Annotated in this window: 23 protein-coding genes; all 23 read left to right on the forward strand. The window is 44.2% G+C overall.

Annotated elements, in window-relative coordinates; translation table 11 throughout:
- The first annotated feature begins 7 nt into the window (after positions 1 to 7).
- The gene (locus NFS18_RS09900) at positions 8 to 1,600 is read left to right on the forward strand and encodes a response regulator transcription factor (protein ID WP_251389884.1); all 1,593 of its coding nucleotides are present in this window, start codon (positions 8 to 10) and stop codon (positions 1,598 to 1,600) included.
- Positions 1,597 to 3,369 (forward strand): sensor histidine kinase, encoded by a 1,773-nt coding sequence (locus NFS18_RS09905; RefSeq protein ID WP_251389885.1) that lies wholly within the window; start codon positions 1,597 to 1,599, stop codon positions 3,367 to 3,369. Before NFS18_RS09900 ends, NFS18_RS09905 begins: the two co-directional genes overlap by 4 nt.
- Positions 3,356 to 4,651: an ABC transporter substrate-binding protein gene (locus NFS18_RS09910; protein ID WP_251389886.1), complete on the forward strand. Its 1,296-nt coding sequence runs from the start codon at positions 3,356 to 3,358 to the stop codon at positions 4,649 to 4,651. Before NFS18_RS09905 ends, NFS18_RS09910 begins: the two co-directional genes overlap by 14 nt.
- Positions 4,652 to 4,770: 119 nt before the next feature.
- On the forward strand, positions 4,771 to 6,087 hold the full coding sequence (locus NFS18_RS09915) for an ABC transporter substrate-binding protein (RefSeq protein ID WP_251389887.1): 1,317 nt from the start codon (positions 4,771 to 4,773) through the stop codon (positions 6,085 to 6,087).
- 83 nt (positions 6,088 to 6,170) lie between these two features.
- The gene (locus NFS18_RS09920) at positions 6,171 to 7,013 is read left to right on the forward strand and encodes a carbohydrate ABC transporter permease (protein WP_251389888.1); all 843 of its coding nucleotides are present in this window, start codon (positions 6,171 to 6,173) and stop codon (positions 7,011 to 7,013) included.
- Positions 7,014 to 7,850: a carbohydrate ABC transporter permease gene (locus tag NFS18_RS09925; RefSeq protein WP_251389889.1), complete on the forward strand. Its 837-nt coding sequence runs from the start codon at positions 7,014 to 7,016 to the stop codon at positions 7,848 to 7,850.
- A gap of 256 nt (positions 7,851 to 8,106) precedes the next feature.
- Positions 8,107 to 9,207, forward strand: coding sequence for a UDP-galactopyranose mutase (gene glf, locus NFS18_RS09930; RefSeq protein WP_251389890.1), 1,101 nt, complete (start codon positions 8,107 to 8,109; stop codon positions 9,205 to 9,207).
- A 77-nt stretch (positions 9,208 to 9,284) separates the two neighbouring features.
- Positions 9,285 to 10,757, forward strand: coding sequence for a UDP-N-acetylmuramoyl-L-alanyl-D-glutamate--2,6-diaminopimelate ligase (locus tag NFS18_RS09935; protein WP_251389926.1), 1,473 nt, complete (start codon positions 9,285 to 9,287; stop codon positions 10,755 to 10,757).
- A 49-nt stretch (positions 10,758 to 10,806) separates the two neighbouring features.
- On the forward strand, positions 10,807 to 13,035 hold the full coding sequence (gene priA, locus NFS18_RS09940; RefSeq protein ID WP_251389891.1) for a replication restart helicase PriA: 2,229 nt from the start codon (positions 10,807 to 10,809) through the stop codon (positions 13,033 to 13,035).
- Positions 13,036 to 13,049: 14 nt separating this feature from the next.
- Positions 13,050 to 13,553, forward strand: coding sequence for a peptide deformylase (def, locus tag NFS18_RS09945; RefSeq protein WP_251389892.1), 504 nt, complete (start codon positions 13,050 to 13,052; stop codon positions 13,551 to 13,553).
- A gap of 53 nt (positions 13,554 to 13,606) precedes the next feature.
- Positions 13,607 to 14,551 carry a methionyl-tRNA formyltransferase gene (gene fmt / locus NFS18_RS09950; protein ID WP_251389893.1) on the forward strand — a complete coding sequence of 315 codons (945 nt, stop codon included), beginning with the start codon at positions 13,607 to 13,609 and terminating at the stop codon, positions 14,549 to 14,551.
- A gap of 118 nt (positions 14,552 to 14,669) precedes the next feature.
- On the forward strand, positions 14,670 to 15,368 hold the full coding sequence (locus tag NFS18_RS09955) for a zinc metallopeptidase (protein ID WP_251389894.1): 699 nt from the start codon (positions 14,670 to 14,672) through the stop codon (positions 15,366 to 15,368).
- The gene (rsmB, locus tag NFS18_RS09960; RefSeq protein WP_251389895.1) at positions 15,361 to 16,731 is read left to right on the forward strand and encodes a 16S rRNA (cytosine(967)-C(5))-methyltransferase RsmB; all 1,371 of its coding nucleotides are present in this window, start codon (positions 15,361 to 15,363) and stop codon (positions 16,729 to 16,731) included. Before NFS18_RS09955 ends, rsmB begins: the two co-directional genes overlap by 8 nt.
- A gap of 97 nt (positions 16,732 to 16,828) precedes the next feature.
- On the forward strand, positions 16,829 to 17,869 hold the full coding sequence (gene rlmN, locus NFS18_RS09965; protein ID WP_251389927.1) for a 23S rRNA (adenine(2503)-C(2))-methyltransferase RlmN: 1,041 nt from the start codon (positions 16,829 to 16,831) through the stop codon (positions 17,867 to 17,869).
- On the forward strand, positions 17,866 to 18,609 hold the full coding sequence (locus NFS18_RS09970; protein WP_251389896.1) for a Stp1/IreP family PP2C-type Ser/Thr phosphatase: 744 nt from the start codon (positions 17,866 to 17,868) through the stop codon (positions 18,607 to 18,609). The genes rlmN and NFS18_RS09970 overlap by 4 nt, the downstream gene beginning before the upstream one ends.
- Complete coding sequence (gene pknB / locus NFS18_RS09975) at positions 18,603 to 20,714, forward strand: Stk1 family PASTA domain-containing Ser/Thr kinase (protein WP_251389897.1); 2,112 nt, start codon at positions 18,603 to 18,605, stop codon at positions 20,712 to 20,714. The genes NFS18_RS09970 and pknB overlap by 7 nt, the downstream gene beginning before the upstream one ends.
- Before the next feature lie 28 nt (positions 20,715 to 20,742).
- A complete protein-coding gene (gene rsgA, locus NFS18_RS09980) occupies positions 20,743 to 21,621 on the forward strand; it encodes a ribosome small subunit-dependent GTPase A (RefSeq protein WP_251389898.1) in 879 nt (292 codons plus the stop codon).
- Position 21,622: 1 nt separating this feature from the next.
- A complete protein-coding gene (gene rpe, locus NFS18_RS09985; RefSeq protein WP_251389899.1) occupies positions 21,623 to 22,285 on the forward strand; it encodes a ribulose-phosphate 3-epimerase in 663 nt (220 codons plus the stop codon).
- The gene (locus NFS18_RS09990) at positions 22,278 to 22,931 is read left to right on the forward strand and encodes a thiamine diphosphokinase (RefSeq protein ID WP_251389900.1); all 654 of its coding nucleotides are present in this window, start codon (positions 22,278 to 22,280) and stop codon (positions 22,929 to 22,931) included. The genes rpe and NFS18_RS09990 overlap by 8 nt, the downstream gene beginning before the upstream one ends.
- Before the next feature lie 14 nt (positions 22,932 to 22,945).
- Positions 22,946 to 24,043: a redox-regulated ATPase YchF gene (gene ychF / locus NFS18_RS09995; protein ID WP_251389901.1), complete on the forward strand. Its 1,098-nt coding sequence runs from the start codon at positions 22,946 to 22,948 to the stop codon at positions 24,041 to 24,043.
- Positions 24,044 to 24,126: 83 nt separating this feature from the next.
- The gene (gene lgt / locus NFS18_RS10000; RefSeq protein ID WP_251389902.1) at positions 24,127 to 25,005 is read left to right on the forward strand and encodes a prolipoprotein diacylglyceryl transferase; all 879 of its coding nucleotides are present in this window, start codon (positions 24,127 to 24,129) and stop codon (positions 25,003 to 25,005) included.
- 327 nt (positions 25,006 to 25,332) lie between these two features.
- Positions 25,333 to 26,118 (forward strand): SGNH/GDSL hydrolase family protein, encoded by a 786-nt coding sequence (locus tag NFS18_RS10005; RefSeq protein WP_251389903.1) that lies wholly within the window; start codon positions 25,333 to 25,335, stop codon positions 26,116 to 26,118.
- A complete protein-coding gene (locus tag NFS18_RS10010) occupies positions 26,115 to 26,588 on the forward strand; it encodes a DUF4358 domain-containing protein (RefSeq protein WP_251389904.1) in 474 nt (157 codons plus the stop codon). Before NFS18_RS10005 ends, NFS18_RS10010 begins: the two co-directional genes overlap by 4 nt.
- Positions 26,589 to 26,603 lie beyond the last annotated feature (15 nt).

Consider the following 26,603-nt stretch of genomic DNA (forward strand, 5'->3'; position numbering starts at 1 on the left):
ATACGATATGCGAATGTTAAAACTGGTGATTATTGATGACGAGGCAATTCTGCTGCAGGGACTTTTGGATACCTATGACTGGGAGGGCATGGGGTTTGATGTTGTGGGAACTGCCCAGAGCGGGCAGCAGGCGATTGATTTGATTCAAAGAACCCATCCTCATGTGGTTCTGACGGATATTCGTATGAAGAAAATTACCGGACTGATGGTCATGGAGGAAACGCAGAAGGCAGGAATAGACAGCCTGTTTATTGTGCTGAGTGCTTATCGTGATTTTGAATATGCACAACAGGCTTGTGAACTGGGAGCCTATGCCTATCTGTTAAAGCCAGTGGAGGATGACAAACTGCATGAGACTATGCGGGGAGCATATGAGACCTGTATGGAACGTCTGGAGAGCAAAGAGCGGTATGAAAATTGGGAAAAGCTTCTGATGAAGGATGCCGCCAGTTTCTTGCAGATGGTCGTTCAGAAGTATGTGCAGAACCGTATACCTGAGGAGAAGGTAAAAGAGGTATTTGATACCATTGGAGACGTGCTGGGGGAGAATGACCGTTTTATTTCTGTGTGTGTGGACATTGATCTGACATATAAGATTACCAATTCACTGGATTATGAGGCTTCCAGATTTGCAGTTCTAGGCAGCCTTGAGGAGAAGATCAGAGAGAGGTATTTCTATTGGAAATTTGAAGGTGAGGATGGCAACGGTATCTTTATTGTAAAAACTCAGGAAAATGTGACGGTTCGCGAGTTAAAGACAATTTTGGAGACAGTGAAACGTGAGGAGAAAAATCTTGTGGTTGCCTCTATTTCCAAGCCGTATAAAGGAATCTCAGGTATGAAGCGCAGCGTTGAAGAGGCACAGAAGTTGTTTGGACTGGCAAGTGCATCTGGTGCCAGTGCCTTTACAGTACCGGAGGAAATAGAGGAACAGACAGAGGACACCTATTCGTTGGATGCGGAGCTTTTGATCATCAATGCAGTCAGAAAAAATAATCTGAAGGAATTAAAAGAGGCATTTGTCCAGTTTATCTACGGACTTCCGCATGAGGAAGAGATACAGTGCCAATACCTGCATAAGGTGATGCTGCGGGTAGAACTGATGTTGAAGGATTCCTATGGAATTGAGGAGAGTATCAAGGATCAGTTTCGGAACTATTATTCCAATATCATCAACTTAAATGCGGCAAAGACAGTCGATGTCTGTTACAAGATTCTATGCGGCGTTATCATGAGCCGCACAGAACATATTCCCAACGAGGAGGTACGATATTTCAAGGAATACATGTCAGTTGCGATGGCTTACATAGAGGAACATCTGGACGATGAGGCGCTTTCCATCGTGTCGGTTGCATCTTATGTGTATCTCAATCCGGTATATTTTGGAAGGGTATTTAAAAACACATTCCACATGACGTTTAAAAAATATCTGCTGAGACAGAGGATGGAAAAGGCAAAGCGTCTTCTGGAGGAAGGAAATGGAAGTATCGGTGACATCTGTGATCAGGTAGGAATCAACAACCCGTCCTATTTTTCGCATTTGTTTAAGCAATACACAGGGCAACTGCCAAGCGAATATAAAAAGGAACATGAGTCATGAAAATAATTTCTGGAATTCGGAGAAAATATTTAAAATATACAATCGCACTGCTTATGCTGACGCTGGTACTTTCCTCAGTGGGAATCGTAATCTATGTCCGGACAAGTATGCTGGATGCCATCAGCGGCAAGTATGAATTTATGACCGAGCGCATGGGCATTGCTTTGGATAATATGTATCAGAAAAGTGATGAGGTAACGGCAGAGTGTATTTTTTATGAGGACGTGCAGGAGAGCCTACAGACAAAGGGACTGGAGGAGGTCAATATGCTGGCGCTGGGTAAATATTTTGCCTACATTGATCTGGAGGGCATGGCCGATTACTGTTATGTGGATAATAAGGGCAATGTATACGGAAGATCCTACTCATCTGTTTCTTATGAAGATGTAGAGCAAAGTGGGTTTCAAGAATTTCTGGGAGATGATTACAGTAAGACAAAATGGTTCTGGACAGAGGACACACTGTTTGGAAGTGAGGAGAAGACACTGTTTATCGGACGTTATATCCGAAGTCTGGAATATGCCCATGAACCGGGGATGTTGTTTTTGAAAATGAGTCCTCAGTTTCTAGAGGAAATGTTAAAGACGGATGTGGGAATGAGCGATGGCATTACCATCGGAATAATGGATAAAAATGGGGATATCTGTCTGTCTAACAGAAAAGATGCAGATAAAATGGATAAGGGCGTTCACCATATGCAGGAGCTCTTGGATGGTGAATGCAAGGGAATGCTGCTCTCAGGAGAGCGCGTGGGCGATGGTGCATTGTCGGCATATCGCCAGGCGGAGAGCGGGCTGACGGTATTTTCTTTTGTGCCGGACAATGTACTGAATGCAGAGCTGACCCGAATGCTTCTGATATTGGTAGGTATTTATCTTTTGATCGCGGCTGTGGCGGTATTCTTAAGTCTATATTTCTCGGAGCGTTTTACAAAGCCGATTCAGATCATTAATGAGGCGATGACCGGATTTGACGGCAATGATTTTCAAAGAATTACGGAGCTTCATACGAATACAGAGCTGGACGGGATCGGACATTCTTATAATGAAATGCTTGGAAATATTGAACGGCTTCTGGCAGAGATAAAAGAACAGGAAAGAGAGCTGCGGACAAGTGAACTGAATATGCTGATGAGTCAGATCAACCCTCACTTTTTATATAATACGCTGGATACTATTTATATGCTGGCGCGGCTCAACGGGGAAGAGACTACCATGAAAATGATACAGGCGCTGTCCAAATATCTGCGGTTATCTTTGAGCAAGGGGAGCGACATCGTCACTGTGGCAGACGAGTTGGAGAATGTAAAGAGCTACATGGAAATCCAACAGATACGAAACATGAATTTATTTTCTTACAACATTGACTGCCGGGTAGATGCGGCAAACACATGGGTATTGAAATTGATTTTGCAGCCTTTGGTGGAAAATGCGATTAAGTATGGATTTTGTGACATTTTTGAGGGCGGAAAGATAGAAATCGTGGTAGAAGAAAATCAGGAAATGCTTTGTCTGACGGTGTTTAACAACGGCAGTCCTATAGAGGAGGAGATGTGCGAGCGTGTTTTATGCATGAATACGCTGCCGCTGGCGGAGCTGAAGGACTGTTTTCCGGAGAGTGAACATGGATATGGCGTGGTAAACATTATGACGCGGCTCAGGCTGAAATATACAGACAGGGTACGTTTTTACTATGAAAGGGAAGAAGACGGTACAAGATGTAGAATTCAGATACCAAAAGGGGGAAGATGGGAAGATGTGCAGTGTTAAGAAATGTGACAGACGTGTGTGCGGTATGCTGGCGGCAATTTTACTCTTTATCAGTCTGGCTGCCGGATGTGGCCATCAGGAGGTAAAGACTGAACAGAAACAGGAAGAAGTACAGATTCCCATGATTTTGACTGTAGATCCTTCCACTGGCAAGAAGAATGAGGAAAGTTTGATCATGGCATTTAATAAGGAATACGAGGGAATCTGGCATATGGATGTAAAGTGGGTTATGGAAACAGAAGAGGACTACCGCCAGAATCTGAAGCGGCGCAACGCCACAGATACTCTTCCCGCTGTTATTACAGATTTGAGAATGCTGCCTTCCTTTTACAATATGATGATAGCGGATGAACGGCTGATGGAACTTTCCTCTTATATTGAAGAGGATGAAGAATGGAAAGATATGATTGAACCGGTAGTGCTGGAATCCTGTATGGAGAAAGAAGGAAATCTGTATCTTGCGCCGATCAGTACAGCGTTCTTTTCCTGCTCCGGCGTTTTTTGGAATGAGGAATTGTTTGCACAGGCAGGAATCACCTCGTTTCCGCAGACATGGACGGAATTCTGGGAGTGCTGCGATACCTTGCAGGCACATGGGATCACGCCGCTTGCGATACATACTGAGGGTACGGCGTGGGCAGCTATGTTGTTTGCTACGGCGGAGCTGGCAGATTCAGAAGAGGGCGCAGAGTTTATGAAGAAGCTGTATCCGGACAGTTACCAGAATGAATCAGGGATTCATTTGGCACAGACACTTAAGAGATTGTTTACATATACAACGAAGGACGCTTTGTATTCAGATTTTGACATGTCTTATAACGAGTTTTTTTCTGGAAGGGCAGCTATGATACCCAATGGTTACTGGATGATCGACCAGATACCCGAGGAGTGGGAGAATACTGTCCGTTTTTCTGCATTTCCGGGAAATAAGCTTATTTCATCGCCAGAGACTTTTGGCTGGGCTATTGTGGAAAGTTATCCAGATGATGTGAAAGAAGGGGCGCTGGAATTTATCAAATACAGAACTGCGCAGAATAAGGCGGAAAAAGAAAGGATGTTGTCAGAGAACCCGGAAGATCTTACTTTTGCGGAGCGAGACTATCTGGCGGTATATCAGGGGAATCCACAGTTTGTCCCTAACTATCAGGTGAAGTGGAATTCGATACTTCAGGAAGAGACTTTAGGCGCAGCGCTGCCGGATCTGGCAATGGGCAAGATTGATGCGGCGGAGTTTACAAGAAGAGCGGATGAAAGTATTCAACAATTTTTAGAGGAACAATGAGCAGAGTATTATTTTTTGTATTTTAGGTTTTTAAATTGTTAACCATTTTTGATGGCTGTTGGTATGATATTTACAGAACAAAGGAAATGAAAAATTTCCGGAAAGGTGAGTGAAAAAGTATGAAAAAGCGTAAAGTGATTTCTGTATTACTGGCAGCGGCGATGATAACCGGTATGATTTCCGGATGTGGAAATTCTGGTGATGCAGAAAGTAAAACAGATGCATCAGATGCAGGTGCAGAGGCAGAAGGAAAGGTTTATTATTTGAATTTCAAACCGGAGGCAGACGAGCAGTGGCAGGCTCTGGCAGAGGAATATACGGCGGAAACAGGGGTTCCAGTAACTGTACTGACAGCGGCTTCCGGGGAATATGAAAAGACATTGAAGTCTGAGATGGCTAAGACAGAGGCTCCGACCCTGTTTCAGGTAAATGGTCCGGTAGGTCTTGCAGGCTGGAAGGATTACTGTTACGATATGACGGATTCTGATATTGCAAAAGGTTTGACGGACGAGTCCTTTGCACTGAAGGATGGAGACAAGACACTGGGTGTTGCATATGTTGTAGAGAACTATGGCATCATTTACAACAAGGTGCTTCTGGAAGAAGCAGGATATACAGCAGATGACATTACAGGGTTTGACAGCTTTAAAAAGGTGGCAGAAGATATTACCGCAAGAAAGGATGAGCTTGGATTTTCTGCATTTACTTCCGCAGGTATGGACGGTTCTTCTGACTGGAGATTTAAGACGCATCTTGCGAACCTTCCGATTTACTATGAGTACCAGGACGAAGGAATTGACAACACAGACGCGATCAAGGGTACATATCTTGAAAACTACCGTCAGATTTGGGATCTCTATATTAACAATGCAACCTGTGAGCCGGCGCTTCTTTCTACAAAGACAGGCGACGACGCAGTAGCTGAGTTTGTAACAGAAGAAGCAGTATTTTATCAGAACGGTACATGGGCAATGACAGATATTGCAGATGTCGGAGAAGAAAATATCGGAATCCTTCCGATTTATATCGGTGTTGACGGCGAAGAAGAACAGGGAGTATGTACAGGTACGGAGAACTACTGGTGCGTAAACAGTAAGGCAGCCGAGGAAGATATTCAGGCAACACTTGATTTCATGAACTGGTGTGTGACATCAGATGCAGGTGTTGAGGCTATGTGCAATGAGATGGGATTTGTTATTCCGTTTGAAGGCAATCTGGAGTCCTCAAATGTACTTGTGAATGAGGCAAACGCATATCTGGAAGCAGGAAAAACTCCTGTAACATGGAACTTCTCAACTATGCCGTCTGAAGAGTGGAAAAACGGCGTAGGTTCAGCACTGACAGCTTATGCGGCAGACCAGACAGATGAAAAATGGGATGCAGTTGTAACTGCTTTTGTAGACGGATGGGCAACAGAAGCAGCCGCAGCAAAATAGACAGATTGATATTTCAAAGAAAATGTGATACGGCGGGTGATAGTTAGAATACCCGCCGTTTTTTAGAGAAGGAGGGCGATTTTGTGGAAAAAGCCATAAAACGTTATATGCCGATATTTATACTGCCGACATTCTGTGCGTTTATTCTCGGATTTATTGTTCCCTTCCTGATGGGAATATGGCTGTCATTCTGTAAATTTACAACGGTTACAGATGCCAGATTTGTCGGTTTTTCAAACTATGTGGATGCACTTAAGGATACGGTTTTCCGTCATTCTTTCTGGTATACGGCGCTGTTTGCAATAGTATCTCTAATCATGATCAATGTGTTTGCATTTTTACTTGCCCTTGCCCTTACACAGAAGATGAAAGGAACGAACCTGTTCCGTACAATTTTCTTTATGCCGAATTTAATTGGCGGTATCGTGCTGGGATATATCTGGCAGTTGATTTTTAACGGGGTTCTTGCGAGTTTTGGAACGGCTCTCGGACTGAACGAGTGGTACGGTTTCTGGGGATTGATCATTCTGGTAAGCTGGCAGCAGATCGGATATATGATGATCATCTATATTGCGGGACTACAGTCTATCCCGGGAGACGTGATGGAAGCGGCGCAGATTGACGGAGCGTCCGGAATCCAGAGACTGTTTAAGGTGACGATTCCGATGATGATGCCGTCCATTACAATCTGTATGTTCTTATCTATCACTAATGGATTTAAGCTGTTCGATCAGAACTTGTCACTGACAGCGGGTGAACCGTCTAAGATGTCAGAAATGATGGCGCTGAATATCTTTAATACATTTTATGGCAGAACCGGTTGGGAAGGTGTAGGACAGGCGAAAGCAGTATTGTTCTTTATCCTTGTAGTTGGGATCGGAATGATCCAGCTTCGGGCAACTCGTTCCAAGGAGGTGCAGCAGTAAATGAGTAAAAAGAAAATGTGGAGCGGGATCGGTACAGGCATGTTTGCTATCTTGGGTCTGGTATATATTGCACCGATTCTGATTGTGTTGATGAATTCCTTTAAGAAAAAAGTGTACATTAACAAGCAGCCGTTTACACTGCCGGATGAAAAGACTTTAAACGGTATTGAAAACTATATTACAGCGATCGATAAGTATAATCTGTTAAGTGCAGTGGGCTGGACATTGTTTATCACTGTGGGCTCCGTGCTGGTAATCCTTGTATGTACATCCATGTGTGCATGGTACATTACACGCGTAAAAACAAAGTTTACACAGACGCTGTACCTACTCTGCGTATTTTCCATGGTTGTACCCTTCCAGATGGTGATGTTTACACTTTCTCTTGTGGCGGACCGTACAAAACTGAACACACCATGGGGGATCATTATTATCTATCTGGGCTTCGGAGCCGGGCTGGCGGTGTTTATGTTCTGCGGATTTGTAAAGTCCATTCCGCTGGAAATTGAGGAGGCGGCAATGATTGACGGATGTACTCCTCTTAGGACCTTTTTCTCTGTGGTACTTCCGATTATGAAACCGACTTATATTTCTGTCGGTATTTTGGAAACTATGTGGATATGGAACGATTTCCTTCTCCCCTATCTGGTACTGGATCTGAATAAGTATAAGACGGTTTCCATTGCTATACAGTATATGAAGGGAAGCTACGGCAGAGTTGACATGGGAGCCATTATGGCAGCGTTGATCTTAGCGGTCATCCCTGTCATCGTGTTCTACCTTTCCTGTCAGAAGCACATCATCAAGGGTGTTGCGGCAGGTGCAGTTAAAGGGTGATCGTTACTGTTCACACGGCGCCTTGCACTGCGCTGCAAGGTGTCCGGTCAATGAAGTGATGACAGCGATATATCCAGCCACTCGCCGAAGGCGACTTAAAATGGGCTGGATACTGTTACTGGAGCACCCGTAGGGTGTGAACAGTAAGGGCTGATCGAAAAACCATCGGTTATGAGAAGTGACCGGTGGTTTTTTTTTCTTCTTTGTGATATGATATATGCGGACATAAAGAGCTGGGAAAAGGAGACACGGGATTATGAAATATGATTATCTGGTAGTTGGGGCAGGATTGTACGGAGCAGTGTTTGCTCACGAGGCAAAGAAAAAAGGAAAATCTTGTTTTGTGATTGACAAGCGTGACCACATTGCGGGAAATATTTATTGTGAGGAAATTGAAGGGATCAATGTGCATAAGTATGGTGCACATATTTTTCATACATCGGATAAGAAAATCTGGGAATATATCAACCAGTTTGCGGAGTTTAATAATTACATTAATTCTCCGATAGCAGTGTACAAGGATGAGCTATATAATCTACCGTTTAACATGAACACTTTCAGCAAGATGTGGAATATCCGCACACCTCAGGAGGCAAAGGCAAAGATTGCAGAGCAGGTGGCAGAGACAGGAATTACGGAGCCGAAGAATCTGGAAGAACAGGGATTGTCCCTGATCGGTAAAGATGTGTTCGAGAAACTGGTAAAAGGTTATACAGAGAAGCAGTGGGGCAGAGACTGCAAAGACCTTCCGGCATTTATTATCAAGCGCCTTCCGGTTCGGTTTACTTATGATAACAACTACTTTAATGATCGTTTTCAGGGGATTCCGATGGGCGGTTATACAAAGATCGTGGAGAAGATGCTGGATGGTGCAGATGTTAAGACAAACACAGATTATTTTGAGTTTGTTAAGGAAAACCCTGATGTTGCAGAGAAAACAGTATTTACCGGAATGATTGACGAATACTTTGATTATAAACTGGGCGCGCTGGAATATCGCTCTGTTCGTTTTGAGACAGAGGTTCTGGATACTGATAACTATCAGGGAAATGCGGTTGTCAACTACACTGAGAGAGAAGTTCCGTATACACGGATTATTGAGCACAAGCATTTTGAGTTTGGAAAGCAGGAGAAGACAGTAATTTCCAGAGAGTATTCTTCAGAGTGGAGCGTTGGCATGGAGCCTTATTATCCGGTGAATAATGAGCAGAACAATGCACTGTTTGAAAAGTACCGTGAGATGGCTGCAAAAGAAGAAAACGTGATTTTCGGCGGACGTCTTGGCAATTATAAGTATTATGATATGGATAAGGTAATCGGGGCAGCGCTGGAAATGTGTGAGAAAGAGCTGGATTAAGCAAAAGAAGACAGACATAAATGTCTGAAAGGAGCTTCGAGGGCAGCGAACTTGTGAATAAGAGGAGTAAATTGATGATGAAATTAAACCAGTTACTGGAGCGCTTACAGTATGAGGTGGTACAGGGGACGGATGAAATTGAGATTTCCACCCTGGCAAATGATTCCAGAAAGGTAGAACAGGATTCGGTTTTTGTCTGCATCAGCGGTGCTGTTGTGGATGGTCATGATTTTGTAGCAGATGTGGCAGCGAAAGGCGCTGCTGCGGTTATCGTGGAAAAGGAGACTGCCGCGCCTGAGCATGTGACTGTGATCCGCGTAGAGGATACCCGCTATGCATTGGCATTGATGTCGGCGGCATATTTTGGATATCCTGCAGATAAATTGAAGGTTATCGGTATTACCGGAACAAAGGGAAAAACGACAACTACTTATATGATCAGGTCAATTCTGGAAGAAGTAGGGTACAAGGTAGGACTGATCGGAACCATCGAGACGATCATCGGAGATAAGAAGATTCCGGCAGCCAATACTACGCCGGAGTCCTTTACAATTCACCAGTATTTTGCAGAGATGGCAGAGGCGGGATGCGACAGTGTGGTTATGGAGGTTTCTTCACAGGGGCTGATGCTTCACCGGACAGCAGGGATTCCGTTTGAGATCGGTATTTTTACGAATCTTGGAAAGGATCATATCGGACCGAATGAACACAAGGATTTTGACGATTACAAGAGATGCAAAGGTTTGTTGTTCAAACAATGCAAGCTGGGAATCGCCAATGTAGACGATAAATATTTTGAAGATGTGTTTACAGGGGCAGTCTGCAAGACAGAGACGTTTGGATTTTCAGAGAAAGCAGACTTGCGTGCGGTAGATACACATCTTGTTTCCAGACCAGGGTATCTGGGCGTAGCATACCGTGTGTCCGGATTGATGGATTTTGATGTGGAAATTGATGTTCCGGGAACGTTCAGCGTATATAATTCACTGACTGCGATCGCAGTGTGCAGACATTTTGGCGTGCCGGAGACTGTGATCAAAAAGGCATTGAAGGAGGCAAGGGTAAAAGGACGTATCGAGATGGTGAAGGTATCCGATGACTTCACACTGATGATTGACTATGCACACAATGCCATGAGTCTGGAAAGTCTTTTGCTGACATTGAAGGAGTACGATCCAGATCGTCTTGTATGTCTCTTCGGCTGCGGCGGCAACCGTTCTAAGGACCGTCGCTATGAGATGGGTGAGGTATCAGGACGTCTGGCAGATCTGACGGTTATTACGTCGGATAACCCAAGGTTTGAAGAGCCGCTGGATATTATTGAGGATATTAAGACTGGTATCGGCAGGACCAATGGAAAATATGTGGAAATCTGTGACCGGAAAGAGGCGATCAGGTATGTCATTGAGCATGGACAGACAGGAGATGTCATAGTGCTGGCGGGCAAGGGGCATGAGGATTATCAGGAAATCAAGGGTGTAAAGTATCCTATGGATGAGCGTGTGCTGATCCAGGAAGTGCTGGAAGAACTGGGGCAGAAAAATTCTTAGGTGAAGCTGAATATTGCTGTCAAGAAGAAAGAACAAGAAAGGAACTTTCATGTTTGCGAATATTATCGTAGATATTACACATGAAAAACTGGATAAGATTTTTCAATACAGAGTCCCCTCCCATTTGGAAGGGGAACTTTCTGTTGGTGCGGAAGTACTGGTGCCCTTCGGTAAGGGTAACCGGGAGACAAAGGGGTATGTAGTCGGTTTTTCTGAAACCTGTGATTATGATTTGTTTAAAGTAAAAGAAATCAAAGATATTTCCCGCAGAGGAGTAGTGATCGAAGGCAGGCTTGTGGCGCTGGCGGCATGGATAAAGGAACATTATGGAGGAACGATGATCCAGTCGCTGAAAACTGTACTTCCGATCAAGCAGAAAGAACAGGCGAAGGTGAAAAAGCGTGTCCGGCTCTTGCTTGGAGAAGCACAAGGCAGGCAGAAACTGGAACTGTATGAGAAAAAGAATCAGAAGGCGAGAGCAAGACTTCTGGCGGCGCTTTTGGAAGAACCTCTTCTGGACTATGAACTGGTAAGTAAGAAACTGAATATCACCCTGACTGTTGTGCGTGCACTGGAAGAGCAGGGGGTACTTGCGCTGGAAACGGAACAGATATTCCGCAATCCTGTCAAATCCCGGGAGCAGGAAAGAAAAGAAATTTTCTTTACTGATGAGCAGAAGTATGCGATTGAACATTTTTGGCAAGACTATCAGCAGGGAAAGTACGGAACCTATCTCATTCACGGTGTGACCGGAAGCGGTAAGACAGAGGTCTACATTGAAATGATCCGCCGTGCAGTGGGCATGGGAAGGCAGGCAATTGTGCTGATTCCGGAAATTGCCCTGACATTCCAGACGGTAATGCGCTTTTACCGCTGCTTTGGGGACCGGGTGACTATTATGCACTCCCGTCTTTCGGTGGGAGAACGGTATGATCAGATGATGCGTGCAAAAAGCGGTGAGGTGGATGTGATGATCGGACCACGTTCTGCACTCTTTACACCATTTCCCAATCTGGGGCTGATCGTTATTGATGAGGAGCATGAGAATACATACAAAAGTGAACAGGTACCCAGATATCATGCGCGCGAGACGGCGCAGGCGAGAGTTGAGATGGAAGGAGCCAGTCTGGTGCTTGGATCAGCAACTCCGTCACTGGAATCTATGTACCGGGCAAAGCATGGTGAATATCGGCTCTTAGAGTTGAAGAACCGTTCCGGGCAGCAGGAAATGGCAACGGTACATACAGTGGATTTGAGACAGGAATTAAAGAATGGCAACCGTTCGATTCTAAGTGAAAAATTACAGGAGTTGATGGAGGGACGTCTTCAGAAGAAAGAGCAGATTATGCTTTTTTTAAACCGTCGTGGATATGCAGGATTTATATCCTGCCGGGAGTGCGGACACGTTGTGAAATGTCCGCATTGTGACGTGTCTCTTTCTTTCCATAAGGGCGGCAAAATGGTCTGTCATTATTGCGGATATGAAGAGCAGAAGCCGACAGTCTGTCCTGAATGCGGTTCCAGACATGTGGGTGAATTCCGCGCAGGAACCCAACAGATCGAAGAGATTGTCAGGCAGCGTTTTCCGGATGCGAGAGTACTGCGGATGGATATGGATACGACAAAAGAAAAGGATGGTCACGAGCAGATTTTGTCAGCGTTTGCTAATGAAGAGGCAGATATACTTGTGGGAACACAGATGATCGTGAAGGGACATGACTTTCCAAATGTAACTCTGGTAGGCGTGCTGGCGGCGGATATGTCGTTGTATGCGGATGACTACCGGGCGGGAGAAAGGACATTCCAGCTGCTTACTCAGGCGGAAGGACGAGCTGGACGGGGAACCAAAGCAGGCGAGGCGGTGATTCAGACCTACAGCCCGGAGCATTATGCGATTACAGCGGCGGCGGCTCAGGATTACGAGGTATTTTATCAGGAAGAAATTCGTTATCGGGAGCTGATGGGCTATCCTCCGGCGGCAAATCTGCTGGCAGTATTGGCAAGTTCGGGGGACGAGTCGCATTTGGAGAAGGGATGCAATTATCTGAAAAAATATGCGCAGCTTGTCTGCAAAGGTGAGACTGTGGATGTGATTGGTCCCGCAGCGCCTGGAATCAGTAAAATAAATGATATCTATCGGAAAGTGCTCTATCTGAAAACGGAAAGATATGATACACTGGTAAAGATAAAGAACCAGATGGAACAATATATTGAAGTGAATTCTGGATTTAATACAATTCGGATTCAGTTTGACTTCAACCCAATGAATACATTTTAAAGGAGAGAGAAGAAATGGCAATCAGAGAAATACGAATCGCCGGAGATGAAATTCTGACAAAACAATGCAAAGCAGTACCGAAGATGACATTGCGTACCCAGATTCTGATCGGAGATATGCTGGATACGATGTATGAGAAAATGGGAGTAGGACTTGCAGCGCCTCAGGTAGGTATCCTGAAACGGATCGTAGTGATCGATGTGGGTGAGGGTCCGATCATTATGATCAATCCGGAAATTATTGAGACATCGGGCGAGCAGACTGGAGAAGAGGGATGCTTAAGTCTTCCGGGAAAATGTGGGATTGTGACGCGTCCGGATCATGTTAAAGTACATTTTCAAAATGAAAAAATGGAAGAGGTTGAGATGGAGGGAGAAGGTCTGCTGGCAAGAGCATTCTGTCATGAGATTGACCATCTAAACGGAGAAATGTATATGGATAAGACGGAGGACGGCGTTCATGATGTGACTTACGATGATTTAGAGGATGATTACCCGGATGAAGAAGATGGGCTGTAAGCGTATACATTAAGGATAGTATTTACTGTGGAGCTGTAGGAAAGGAGAACAAAATGCGTATTATTTTTATGGGAACTCCGGATTTTTCCGTTGGTACACTGGAGGCGCTTATCGAGGCGGGGCATGACGTTTGTCTTGCTGTGACTCAGCCGGATAAACCAAAGGGCCGGGGAAAGGAAATACAGTTTACTCCGGTCAAAGAGGCGGCTCTCCGTCATCATATTCCGGTCTTTCAGCCGAGACGTGTACGGGAAGCGGAGTGTATACAAGAGCTCCGTAAGTATGAGGCAGATGTGATGGTTGTCATTGCGTTCGGACAGATTTTGCCGAGGGAAATCTTGGAAATGACGCCTTACGGCTGTATCAACGTACATGCTTCTCTGCTGCCGAAATATCGAGGGGCGGCGCCGATTCAGTGGTCGATCATCTGTGGGGAAGAAGTGACGGGAGTAACTACTATGCAGATGGACGAAGGACTGGATACAGGAGATATGCTGCTGAAAACAGAAGTTGTGATCACGCCGGAAGAGACAGGTGAGACTTTGCATGATAAACTGGCAGAAGCCGGAGCAGAACTCTGTGTGAAAACACTTGTGGAGCTGGAAGCTGGAACGATCCAGCCAGAAAAACAGGGAGAGACGCCGACTATTTATGCGAAAATGCTGGATAAAAAGCTGGGTAATATCGACTGGAGCAAACCGGCTGTGGAGATCGAACGGCTGATAAGAGGGTTAAATTCCTGGCCCGGCGCTTATACCTACTGGAACAGCAAGGTTCTGAAGATCTGGAGAACAAAAGTGTCTGACGGCTCTGCGGATACATCAGGGATTATTCCGGGAACGGTTACTCGTGTAGAAAAGGACTGCTTTTTTGTACAGACGGGGAACGGGGAACTGGGGATTTTAGAATTACAGATTCCGGGCAAGAAGCGGATGGACACAGGGGCATTTTTGAGAGGATATCAGATAAACATAGGAGAAATATTAGTAACAGTTTAGAGCAGGACTTTGTATTTACTTTAAAGTCCATAAGAAAGCGTGATGGGAGAATGTTACTGTTCACACGGCATCTTGCACTGCGCTGCAAGGCATCCGACCAATAATAGGAGGCAGTAGTATGTTTTATTATGACAGAACTTATATATTAGTATTAATTGGTGTAGTACTCTGTATGCTGGCATCAAACCGGGTAAACCGTGTATTTCAAAAATATGACAGAGTGCGAAGCCATACAGGAATGACAGGGAGAGAGGCAGCAGAACGGATCTTACGCGCAAATGGAATTTATGATGTACAGGTACAGCATGTTTCAGGCAAGCTGACCGATCATTATGATCCGAGAAATAAAGTTCTGAGATTGTCAGATGCGACGTATGCATCCTCTTCTGTAGCGGCAATCGGCGTGGCGGCACATGAGTGCGGACATGCCGTACAGCATGCGGTCGGTTATGCACCGCTGCAGATCAGAGGAGCGCTGGTACCGGTGGCAAATTTTGGTTCAACTCTGGCATGGCCGTTGATACTGATTGGTCTGTTCATGAATAATCAGACAGCCGGATTGTTGATCAATGCCGGAATTCTATTGTTTTCCGGCGCCGTACTTTTTCAGATCGTGACACTTCCGGTAGAATTTAATGCATCAGGCAGGGCGGTGCGGACTTTGGAAAGCAGCGGAATGCTCTATGAGGATGAAGTGAAACAGACAAAAGAAGTGTTGGGAGCAGCCGCTCTGACCTATGTGGCAAGCACAGCATCGATGATATTACAGCTTCTGCGTTTGATACTCATTACAGGAGGAAGAAGACGAAATGACTAAATCAGTCAACGAACGGGAACTGGTGCTGGGGATACTTCTGGAAGTGACGGAAAACGGACAATATAGTCATCTGATACTCCGAGATGTACTGAACAAATATCAGTACCTGGATAAAAAAGAGCGGGCTTTTATCACACGGGCGACGGAAGGCACACTGGAACATATGATAGAGCTGGACTATATTTTAGATCAGTTTTCCAGAGTTAAAGCAAAGAAAATGAAACCGGTTATCCGCAATATTTTGCGGAGTGCGGTTTATCAGATGAAATATATGGACACCGTTCCGGATTCTGCCGCTTGTAATGAGGCAGTTAAGCTGGCGGTGAAAAAGGGATTTGGAAGTCTTCGGGGATTTGTCAACGGAGTGCTGCGGAATGTGGCGCGTAATCTGGAGCAGGTTGTTTACCCGCAGGATCCGGTGCAAAATCTGTCGGTCAGATATTCCATGCCGGTATGGATTTTGGAGTTGTGGCTGAAATCTTACAGTATAGAAACAGTAGAGCTGATGCTGGAGCAGTTCCAGAGGGAGACACCGCTGACTGTGAGATGTAAGGTTGCAGAGGTGCGGACAAAGGGTAAGAACAGTGTTTCAGAATTAAAAAAGTGTCTGGCAGAAGAAGGGGTTCGTGCAGAACAGCACCCCTATCTGCCGTATGCGCTGTGCATTTCTGGTTTTGACTATCTTGCCGGACTTGATAGTTTTCAGAAAGGGCTTTTCTCCGTGCAGGATATCAGCTCCATGCTGGTCTGTGAGATTGCAGATCCCAACGAGGGAGACAAGGTGATTGACGTCTGTGCGGCTCCGGGAGGCAAATCCCTTCATATAGCAGAGAAGTTAAATGGCAGCGGACATGTGGAAGCCCGTGATCTGACACCATATAAGGTGGGACTGATACAGGAAAATATTGAGCGTACCGGGTTGAATAATATAACAGCAGTTTGTCAGGACGCTGTAAAATATGATGAGAATAGCGCGGAAAAGGCAGATATTGTCATTGCGGATCTGCCGTGTTCAGGACTTGGGGTACTGGGGAAGAAAACAGACTTGAAATATAAAGCGACAGAAGAAGGCTGCGAACAGCTTTCAGAATTACAACGGGAGATTCTCTCGGTGGTACATAAGTATGTCAAACCCGATGGTACACTTGTGTACAGCACATGCACCATTAATCCGGCGGAAAATATGGAGAATGTACACTGGTTCTTACAGGAATATCCGCAGTTTGAACTCTCTGATATCCATGACAGGTTATGCGGAGAACTGCAGAAAGATGTGATGGAAGACGGATGCTTACAATTGCTGCCGGGAGTGCATCAAAGTGACGGCTTTTTTATTGCCTGTTTCAGAAAAAAGGCGAAGTAACTAAAACAGTAACAGTTCAGCCTTCTGGCAGTACTGTTACCTAAAACACACAAAACAGCAGTAATTAATGAAAGAAAGATCAACAGGACAGGTAGTTATGAAAAAGGATATTCGTGCATATACATATGAGGAATTACAGAAGGAAATTCAATTGCTTGGAGAGAAATCCTTTCGTGCAAAGCAGGTGTACGAGTGGCTCCATCAGAAACTGGCAGACAGTTTTGCAGAGATGACCAATCTTTCCAAGAATTTCAGAAATCAATTGGAAGAAGAATATGAAATTCTTCCGGTGGAGATGACAGCACGTCAGGAGTCCAAATTGGATGGAACGAATAAGTTTCTGTTTTGCTTATACGATGGAAATGTAGTGGAAAGCGTATTGATGCGGTATAAGCATGGCAATTCAGTGTGTATCTCATCACAGGTGGGCTGCCGGATGGGCTGCCGTTTCTGTGCTTCTGCAATTGGTGGGCTGGAGCGTAATCTTTCTGCTTCAGAAATGCTGGGGCAGATTTATCAGATTCAGAAAATCATCGGAGAAAGAGTATCTAATGTGGTTGTTATGGGAACCGGAGAGCCGTTGGACAATTATGATAATCTTCTGAATTTTATCCGTATTCTGACGGATGAGCATGGGCTTCATATCAGCCAGCGGAATATCACGGTATCTACTTGCGGAATTGTTCCGCAGATGTATAGTCTGGCGAAAGAACATCTGCAGATTACACTGGCATTGTCTCTTCATGGTTCTAATCAGGAAAAGCGGAAGATGTTGATGCCTGTGGCAAATAAATATAACCTGGAAGAAGTGCTGGATGCCTGCGATAATTATTTTGAAAAGACCGGGCGGCGGATTACTTTTGAGTACAGCATGGTGCATGGGGTCAATGATACAGACGAGGATGCAAAGGAACTGATTGAGATTTTAAAGCCCCGGAACTGTCATTTAAACCTGATTCCGGTAAATCCTATAAAAGAACGTGATTTTGTGCGTCCAAACAGGGAAAATGCACTGAATTTCAAAAATAAACTTGAAAAATGTGGGATTAATGTTACTATAAGAAGAGAAATGGGCTCGGATATCGGTGGGGCCTGTGGTCAGCTCAGAAGAAGTTACCAGGGAAGGAGTACAATATGAAGACATTTTCCATAACAGACGTTGGTGTGGTAAGACAAGTAAATCAGGACTATGTCTATACGACAGATAATCCACTGGGACCGCTTCCGAATCTGTTTGTTGTCGCAGACGGAATGGGGGGGCATCAGGCGGGAGATTATGCTTCTAAGTATACAGTAGAGATTCTCCGGCGTGAGCTGAAGCAGAGCAGCGAGGAAGATATCGAGAAGGCACTCGTTTCTGCAATTAAGACAGCAAACAGGGAGGTTATCAAACGGGCTTCCGAGGATTCACACCTGAAAGGAATGGGAACAACGGTTGTTGCGGCAACTATCGTCAACCAGATGATGTATTTTGCCAATGTGGGAGACAGCCGTCTGTATTTGATCAATCAGGGCATTGCCCAGTTAACGAAGGACCATTCGCTGGTAGAGGAGATGGTACGTCTCGGCGGTATTAAGCCGGAAGAGGCAAAGAGCCATCCGGACAAGAATATTATTACCCGGGCAATCGGGGCAAAAGCAGAGGTAGATGTTGATTTTTATGAGCATCGTCTGAAGCATGGGGACATTATTTTGATGTGCACGGACGGACTCAGCAATATGGTAGAAGATGATGATCTTTTCCATATCGTTCAAGGGGGACGAGACATTGTTGAGGCAGGTACATCGCTTGTAGAAGCGGCAAAGGAGAACGGAGGAACGGATAATATCGGAATTGTACTGACCGAGCCGTTTCACGATGAGGTGAGTATATGTTAAAAGAAGGGATATTTTTAGGTAAGCGCTATGAGATTCTGGAAAGGATTGGTTCCGGAGGAATGGCGGATGTGTATAAGAGTAAGGATCATAAGCTGAATCGGTATGTGGCAGTTAAGGTATTAAAGAGCGATTACCGTTCTGATGAAGTATTTATCCAGAAGTTTGTCAGTGAAGCACAGGCAGCGGCAGGACTGATGCATCCGAATGTAGTGAATGTTTATGATGTAGGTCAGGACCGTGGTCTGTATTATATGGTTATGGAGCTTGTGGAAGGCATCAGTCTGAAAGACTATATTGAAAAGAAAGGACAGCTTTCTGCGAAAGAGACCATTAGTATTTCTATTCAGATGGTGACTGGAATTCAGGCTGCTCACAATCAGCATATTATTCATAGAGATATTAAACCACAGAATATTATTATTTCTACGGCAGGTAAGGTAAAGGTAACGGACTTCGGCATTGCCAGAGCTACAACTTCTACCAATACTATCAGTACAAATGTGATGGGGTCTGTACACTATACGTCTCCGGAACAGGCAAGAGGCGGAGTGGTTGATGAGAAGAGTGATATCTATTCTGCCGGTATCACAATGTATGAGATGATTACGGGGCATGTTCCATTCGACGGCGATTCTACAGTGTCTGTTGCATTGAAGCATTTGCAGGAAGAAATGGTATCTCCGGCTGAAGAAGTACCGGATATTCCGTATAGTCTGGAGAGTATCATTATGAAATGTACCCAGAAGAGTACGGCACGCAGATATCAGAATTGTCAGGAATTGATTGATGATTTGAAACGTTCTCTTGTAAATCCGGACGGAGATTTTGTGAATAGCAGAAATACGGGCAATACAGCGACGGTTGTGATGTCTGATGAGGAGCTGCGGCAGTTACAGAATCAACGATATCAGCAGAATGATGATTACGATGACGATTATGATGACTATGATGATTACGATGATGATTATGACAATGATGATTACGATAGTGATGACTACGATGATGAGGAGTATGACAGACGGAATCATTATGATGGTAAGAAGAACAATGTAGACCCGAATACAAAGAAGATTATGAAGATTCTTTTGATCGTGGCAGCAGTTGTTATCGTTCTTGCGGCACTGTTTATGATCGGTAAGGCAGCGGGTATTTTCAAATCTGTTCCGGGAGTAGTACAGAATAAAGAGACAACAGCAAAAGTTACCGTGCCCGATGTGGTCGGCATGAATATTGATGATGCAGTTGATGCACTTAATAAGAGAAACCTTGGTTATAACGTTGTGGCGCAGAACACTTCGGATACTTATGAGAAAGATGTGGTGATGGAGCAGAAGACAGAAGCCGGAGAGAAGGTTGCGAAACATACAGAGGTTCAGCTTGTTGTCAGTCTTGGAGAAGAGATTAAGACAGTATCTGTGCCGGATGTAACAGGGAAATCTGAGTCAGACGCACAAAAAGTACTGGAAAAATCAGGTTTTGTTGTAGAAAATGAAGCACAATATGATGATACTGTTGTATCAGGGAAGGTTATTACTACAGATCCGGGACCGGGGGTTGAAGTTAAAGAAGGAGTGACTGTCAAGATGTATGTCAGCAAGGGCAGAGAAAAGGTGGAAGTACCAGATCTGACCGGAAAGACAGTAGATGAGGCATCGGCAGAACTGGCGGAACTTGGACTTGGACTTGGAAATGTAAGTGAGGAGTATAGCGATGAGTATGAAGCCGGCATTATCATTTCCCAGAAGAAAGAAGCCGGAAGCAAGTTGGAAAAGGGAGCAACAATTGATTATGTGATCAGCAAAGGACCGGAGAAAAAGATGATTAATGTTCCGAATCTGATTGGGAAACGAGAAGATGCGGCATATCAGGCATTGTTAGATGCGGGACTGACAGGAAGCGCGATTGAATACAGATACGATTCTTCAATCGAGTATGGATATGTGATTTCCCAGACTGTCACAGGGGCTGTAGAAGAGGGAACTGAGGTTGGTTATGTAGTCAGTCTCGGGAAGGATCCGAGTACGGTTATTCCAGATCCTGACTTGGACAATGGTGGATGGGATAACGACGATGCAAATATCGGAGACGGTGTGATAGTAGATTAAGTATGAAAAAGCAGATAGAAAGTATAGTATGCAGGGAAAGATTATAAAAGGGATTGCCGGATTCTACTACGTTCATGTAGTAGAATCCGGTCTTTATGAGTGTAAGGCAAGAGGTCTTTTTCGCAAAGAGAAGTTAAAACCTCTTGTTGGAGATGATGTAGAGATTGAAGTTCTCGATGGAACAGAAAAAACAGGCAATATTACAAAAATATTACCTCGCAGAAATGAACTGATACGCCCGGCGGTAACGAATATTGACCAGGCACTGGTCGTCTTTGCAGTGACGGAGCCAAAGCCTCATTTTAATTTGTTAGACAGATTTCTAATCATGATGCAGTACAAAGAGATTCCGACTGTTCTTTGTTTTAATAAGAAAGATATTGCAGAGGATTGGAATATTGCAGAACTTAAGCGGATTTATGAATCATGCGGATATCCCATTATTTTTACAAGTGCCCGGGAGCAGGAAAATATAGAGCAGGTAAAGTCACTTTTAAAGGGAAAGACAACTGCGGTCGCCGGACCGTCAGGAGTCGGAAAGTCCTCGCTGATCAATTTGCTGCAATCAAGGATTGAGATGGAGACAGGCAGTATCAGCAAGAAGATTGCAAGGGGAAAACACACGACGAGACATTCCGAGCTGCTTACCATAGATGAAGATTCTTATATTATGGATACACCGGGATTCAGTTCTCTCTATGTCAATGATTTTGAAAAAGAGGAGTTAAAATATTATTTCAGGGAGTTTGCGCCTTATGGGGATCAGTGTAGATTTCACGGCTGTGATCATGTGCATGAACCGGGCTGTGCAGTAAAAGAAGCCGTGGAACAGGGGATTATACACAAAATCAGATATGAAAACTATTTGGAAATGTATAGGGAATTACTGGAGAAAAAGAGGTATTGAAATGAAACAGATTTTGGCGCCGTCAATTTTGTCGGCAGATTTTAAAAAATTAGGTGAGCAAATGGGACTCTGTGAAAAGAGTGGTGCAGAGTATCTTCATTTTGATGTCATGGACGGTATGTTTGTTCAGAACATTTCCTTTGGAATACCGGTTCTGGAATCTATCAAAGGGAGTACAGGGATGGTACTGGATGTGCATCTGATGATTGAAGAGCCGATTCGTTATGTCGAAAGCTTTGCTAAAGCAGGTGCAGATATTTTAACTGTTCATTATGAGGCATGCAAAGATGTACAGGCTGTCATTGACAAAATTCATGCCTGTGGAATTAAAGCAGGGCTTACTATTAAGCCGGGTACTCCGGTGGATGTACTGAAACCATTTTTGAATCAGGCAGAGATGTTTCTGATCATGTCTGTAGAGCCAGGACAGGGAGGACAGGGATTTATTCCAGAGTCATTTGATAAGATCCGGACTCTGCGGGAAATGTTAAATGAGAAAGGGATTACGGCGGATATTGAAGTGGACGGCGGTATCAAGTCTGACAATGTGGGGGAAGTGGCAAAGGCAGGCGCTAACGTTATGGTGGCAGGTTCAGCCATATTTCGGGGTGACATCGGGGCAAATGTTTCTGAATTTATGAGGATTTTGAAAGAATATGAGTAAACGTACGGTAATTGTCAGCGGCGGAATGCTGGAGGAAGAGTTTGCACTTCCCATTGTGCAAAGTGAAGAGACGGAATATATTATCGGTGTGGACAAGGGGCTTCTGTTTCTGTATAAACATGGGATTGCACCGGATTATATTGTTGGGGACTTTGACAGCGCTCCTGAGGATGTTGTAAAGTATTATAAAGAGAGTAGCAATATTCCTATTCGAGAATTCAATTCGGTGAAAGATGCGTCGGATACGGAAAATGCAATTCGTCTTTGTCTGGATCTGCGGAGAAAGAATATCTGGATCTTAGGTGCGACAGGAGCGAGGGCAGATCATCTGTGGGCGAACATTCAGTGCTTAAAGATTGCGAAAGAATCAGGCGCTGAAGCGGTCATTTTGGACAGTTACAATAGGATTCGCCTGATTGACGGGGATATTGTACTGAAAAAGGAAGAGGCCTACGGGAAATATTTTTCTTTATTTCCTCTGGGAGGAACTATATGCGATTTTAATATTATAGGAGCTAAATATCCGCTGAGTCATCACATGCTGGAGCCTTATGACAGTCTGTGTGTCAGCAATGAATTTGTAGAAGATAAGGTTGAGATTACATTTCCGTTTGGAGATGTGATATTGATGGAAACAAGAGATTAGGAGGAAGATAGATTATGAAATTAGGTATCGTAGGGCTTCCGAATGTAGGAAAAAGTACATTGTTTAATTCCCTGACAAAGGCGGGGGCAGAATCAGCCAATTATCCGTTTTGTACTATTGACCCAAATGTGGGTGTTGTAACTGTGCCGGACAAGCGTCTGGATGTACTGGGGGAGATGTATCACACAAAGAAGATTGTTCCGGCTGCCATTGAGTTTGTAGATATTGCAGGTCTGGTAAAGGGGGCGTCTAAAGGAGAGGGACTTGGAAATCAGTTTCTTGCCAACATCCGTGAAGTAGATGCAATCGTACATGTGGTGAGATGTTTTGAGGACAGCAATATTGTCCACGTAGATGGAAGCATTGACCCGCTGCGTGATATAGAGACTATCAATTTGGAATTGATTTTCTCTGATCTGGAGATTCTGGAACGCAGAATTGCCAAAACAACGAAGCTTTCCAGAAATGATAAGACAGCGGCAAAAGAGCTGGAGCTTCTGAAGCATTTGAAAGCGCATTTGGAAGAAAATCAGCTTGCAAAGAGCTTTACAACAGAAGATGAAGACGAACAGGCATGGATGGCAGATTATAATCTTCTGACTGCAAAGCCGGTGATTTTTGCAGCTAATGTAACTGAGGATGATCTGGCAGACGATGGAGTAAATAATGATGGAGTACAGGCAGTACGTGATTATGCGGAAAGAGAAAACTGTGAAGTATTCGTAGTATGTGCACAGATTGAACAGGAAATTGCAGAATTAGAAGATGATGAAAAGAAGATGTTCCTGGAAGATTTGGGATTAGAAGAGTCTGGATTGGAGAAACTGATAAAGGCAAGCTATCATCTGCTCGGACTGATCAGTTATCTGACTGCCGGAGAACCGGAAGTCCGTGCATGGACGATTAAGCGAGGCACAAAAGCACCGCAGGCAGCTGGTAAGATTCATTCTGATTTTGAACGCGGATTTATCCGTGCAGAAATTGTAAGTTATGATGATCTGATGGCATGCAAAACTCATGCGGCTGCCAAAGAAAAGGGGCTCGTCCGTCTGGAAGGAAAAGAATACATCGTACAGGATGGAGATATTATTTTGTTTAGATTTAACGTATAAGCATCCAGCTTCGTCACAAGATATACACCCGGATTTAATAACAACAGAAGTAAAGTATGAAATTATAAAAAAGAGGTAGAAACATGCATTACGATATCAGCTTTCCCAACCTGGGAATCACCTTGGATCACGTTGGCAAATCTATCAGCCTGTTCGGAATTCCAATCGCATATTACGGTATCATCATCGGCAGCGCCATTCTGATAGGTTTTTGGATAGCGATGTCTGAGGCAAAACGCACCGGACAGAATCCGGAAGACTACCTGGATATGGGAATCTTTGGTGTGATTCTGGGTATTGTGGGAGCCAGAGTTTATTATGTGTTTTTTTCCTGGGATATGTATAAAGATAATCTGCTCCAGATATTTAACCTGCGGGCAGGGGGACTGGCAATTTACGGCGGTGTTATCGGAGCAGTCATTGCGGTGATGGTATGTGCAAAAGTAAAAAAACTGTCAGCGCCGCAGATTTTTGACACGATAGCAATGGCTCTGGTCAATGGGCAGATGCTTGGACGATGGGGAAACTTCTTTAATCGAGAGGCATTCGGGCAATATACGGACTCTATGTTTGCCATGAGACTTCCGCTGGATGCGGTGCGTTCCGGTGATGTAACAGAATTGATGAGGGAGCATATGCAGACCATAGATGGTGCCAGTTACATTCAGGTGCATCCTACATTTCTTTATGAGTCACTCTGGTGCTGCGGGATATTTGTACTGTTGCTGCTGTATCGTAAGCACAAAAAATTTGAAGGCGAACTGTTTCTTTTGTATTTGTTCGGATACGGTCTGGGAAGAGTGTGGATCGAGGGGCTTCGGACAGACCAGTTAATTATTCCGGGAGCCGGAATTCCGGTATCTCAACTGCTGGCAGGTGTGACAGTAGTCAGCATGGCTGCAGCAATTGTATATTTCAGAAGGAAAGTAAGTAAAAAAAACAATCAGAATATTTCTCAATGATATATAAAATGGGCAGGGGTTGTATCCAATAGAAAGGGAGACGATTTCTGCCTGTTTTGTATTTTCATCAGTTACTGTTCGCACCCTACGGGTGCTCCAGTACAGTATCCAGCCCATTTTAAGTCGCCTTTGGCGAGGGGCTGGATATATCGCTGTCATCACTTCATTGGTCGGACACCTTGCAGCGCAGTGCAAGGTGCCGTGCGGACAGTTACATCATCACACAGTCATCACACATTCTTACGGATTTTTTGTCGGATTATCGTTGAAAATGTCGAATCATTATAGTAAGATATGATGTGGGTGAATATAACCGGAGGTGTACAAATGAAAAAATCAGGGTCTTCTCTGGATAAAAATAGAAAAATTTTTATTATAGCGACAGTGTTTTTGATTGTTACTGTCATTTCTGTGATAAGTTATCGGGCATGGAAAAGGGAAAATGTAGAAAAGGAAAAAATCAGCAAGGGAATTGATTATTTGACAAGTCTGGAAAATAGAGATGTTGCTTCTATTAGTGAACAAATTGACAACATTAAAGCACAACAGACGATGGCACAGATTGAAGCCGACGAGAATGCAGTGTGGAAAGCCTTTGACATGGCGATGATTCTGGGCGATTCAAGAGCTGTGGGATTCAGGTTTTATGAATTTTTGATGGATGCTCAGGTGATTGCGGAAAGCGGAAGGAAAATTACGGATGTACCAGAGGATATAGATAAAATTAAATCTATAAGTCCGAAACAGATTTTTCTATGTTTTGGACTGAATGATATTAAGAGCGGATTGTGGACGAATCCTGCGGATTATGCTGCCGCTTATAAGGAAATAGTAGATTACTTGAATCAGGAACTGCCGGGGACAACTGTATTTATCAATTCAATTCTTCCTGCAACGGGAACTGGGTATGCAAGCTTTGAGGGGTATGCCAGAATACCAGAGTATAATGCGGCATTGCAGGAAATGGCACAGGAAAATGGATATAAATTTATTGATAATTCAACGGTTGCTTATGAATATATGGATTTGTATGAGCAGGATGGTCTGCACTTGCAGAAGGATTTTTACCGGCATTGGGCGGCAAGTATGATCGTAGGGGTGACGAAACAGTGAAAAAATATTTTTCCTATATAAAAATTGTATTGGTCGTATTGCTGCTTGTATTCATTATTGCAGATGTCAGTCTGGATCAAAGCAGCAGTGCGGATATCAAAACAGTGGCGGCTCAAGTGGCAAAAGCGGCAGAAGTTGATGTGGATGCGGCGGCGGAAGAACGGATGGTCAAGCGGTTTTATGGATTGAATCCAAAGGATTATGAAGGCGCTGTTCTGTATGCCCCCAAGGACAATATGGATGTCAATGAAATTTTTATCGTGAAGTTAAAGGATGAGTTACAGGCAAAATCTGTAGAAGAAGCAATTCAGAAAAGACTGGATACACAGATGAAGAGCTTTGAAGGCTATGGAGCGGAACAGACTGCGTTGCTTAAAGCACATGTTTTAGAAGTGAGGGGCAATTATATATTTTATATGGTTGGCGAGAAAGCTGGGAAAACACAAAAGGCATTTTTAGAGAGCTTATAGAAGAGGTGGAAAACA

Origin of the sequence: Mediterraneibacter agrestimuris, assembly GCF_943193195.1 — a bacterium.
Taxonomy (GTDB): Bacteria; Bacillota; Clostridia; order Lachnospirales; family Lachnospiraceae; genus Schaedlerella; species Schaedlerella agrestimuris.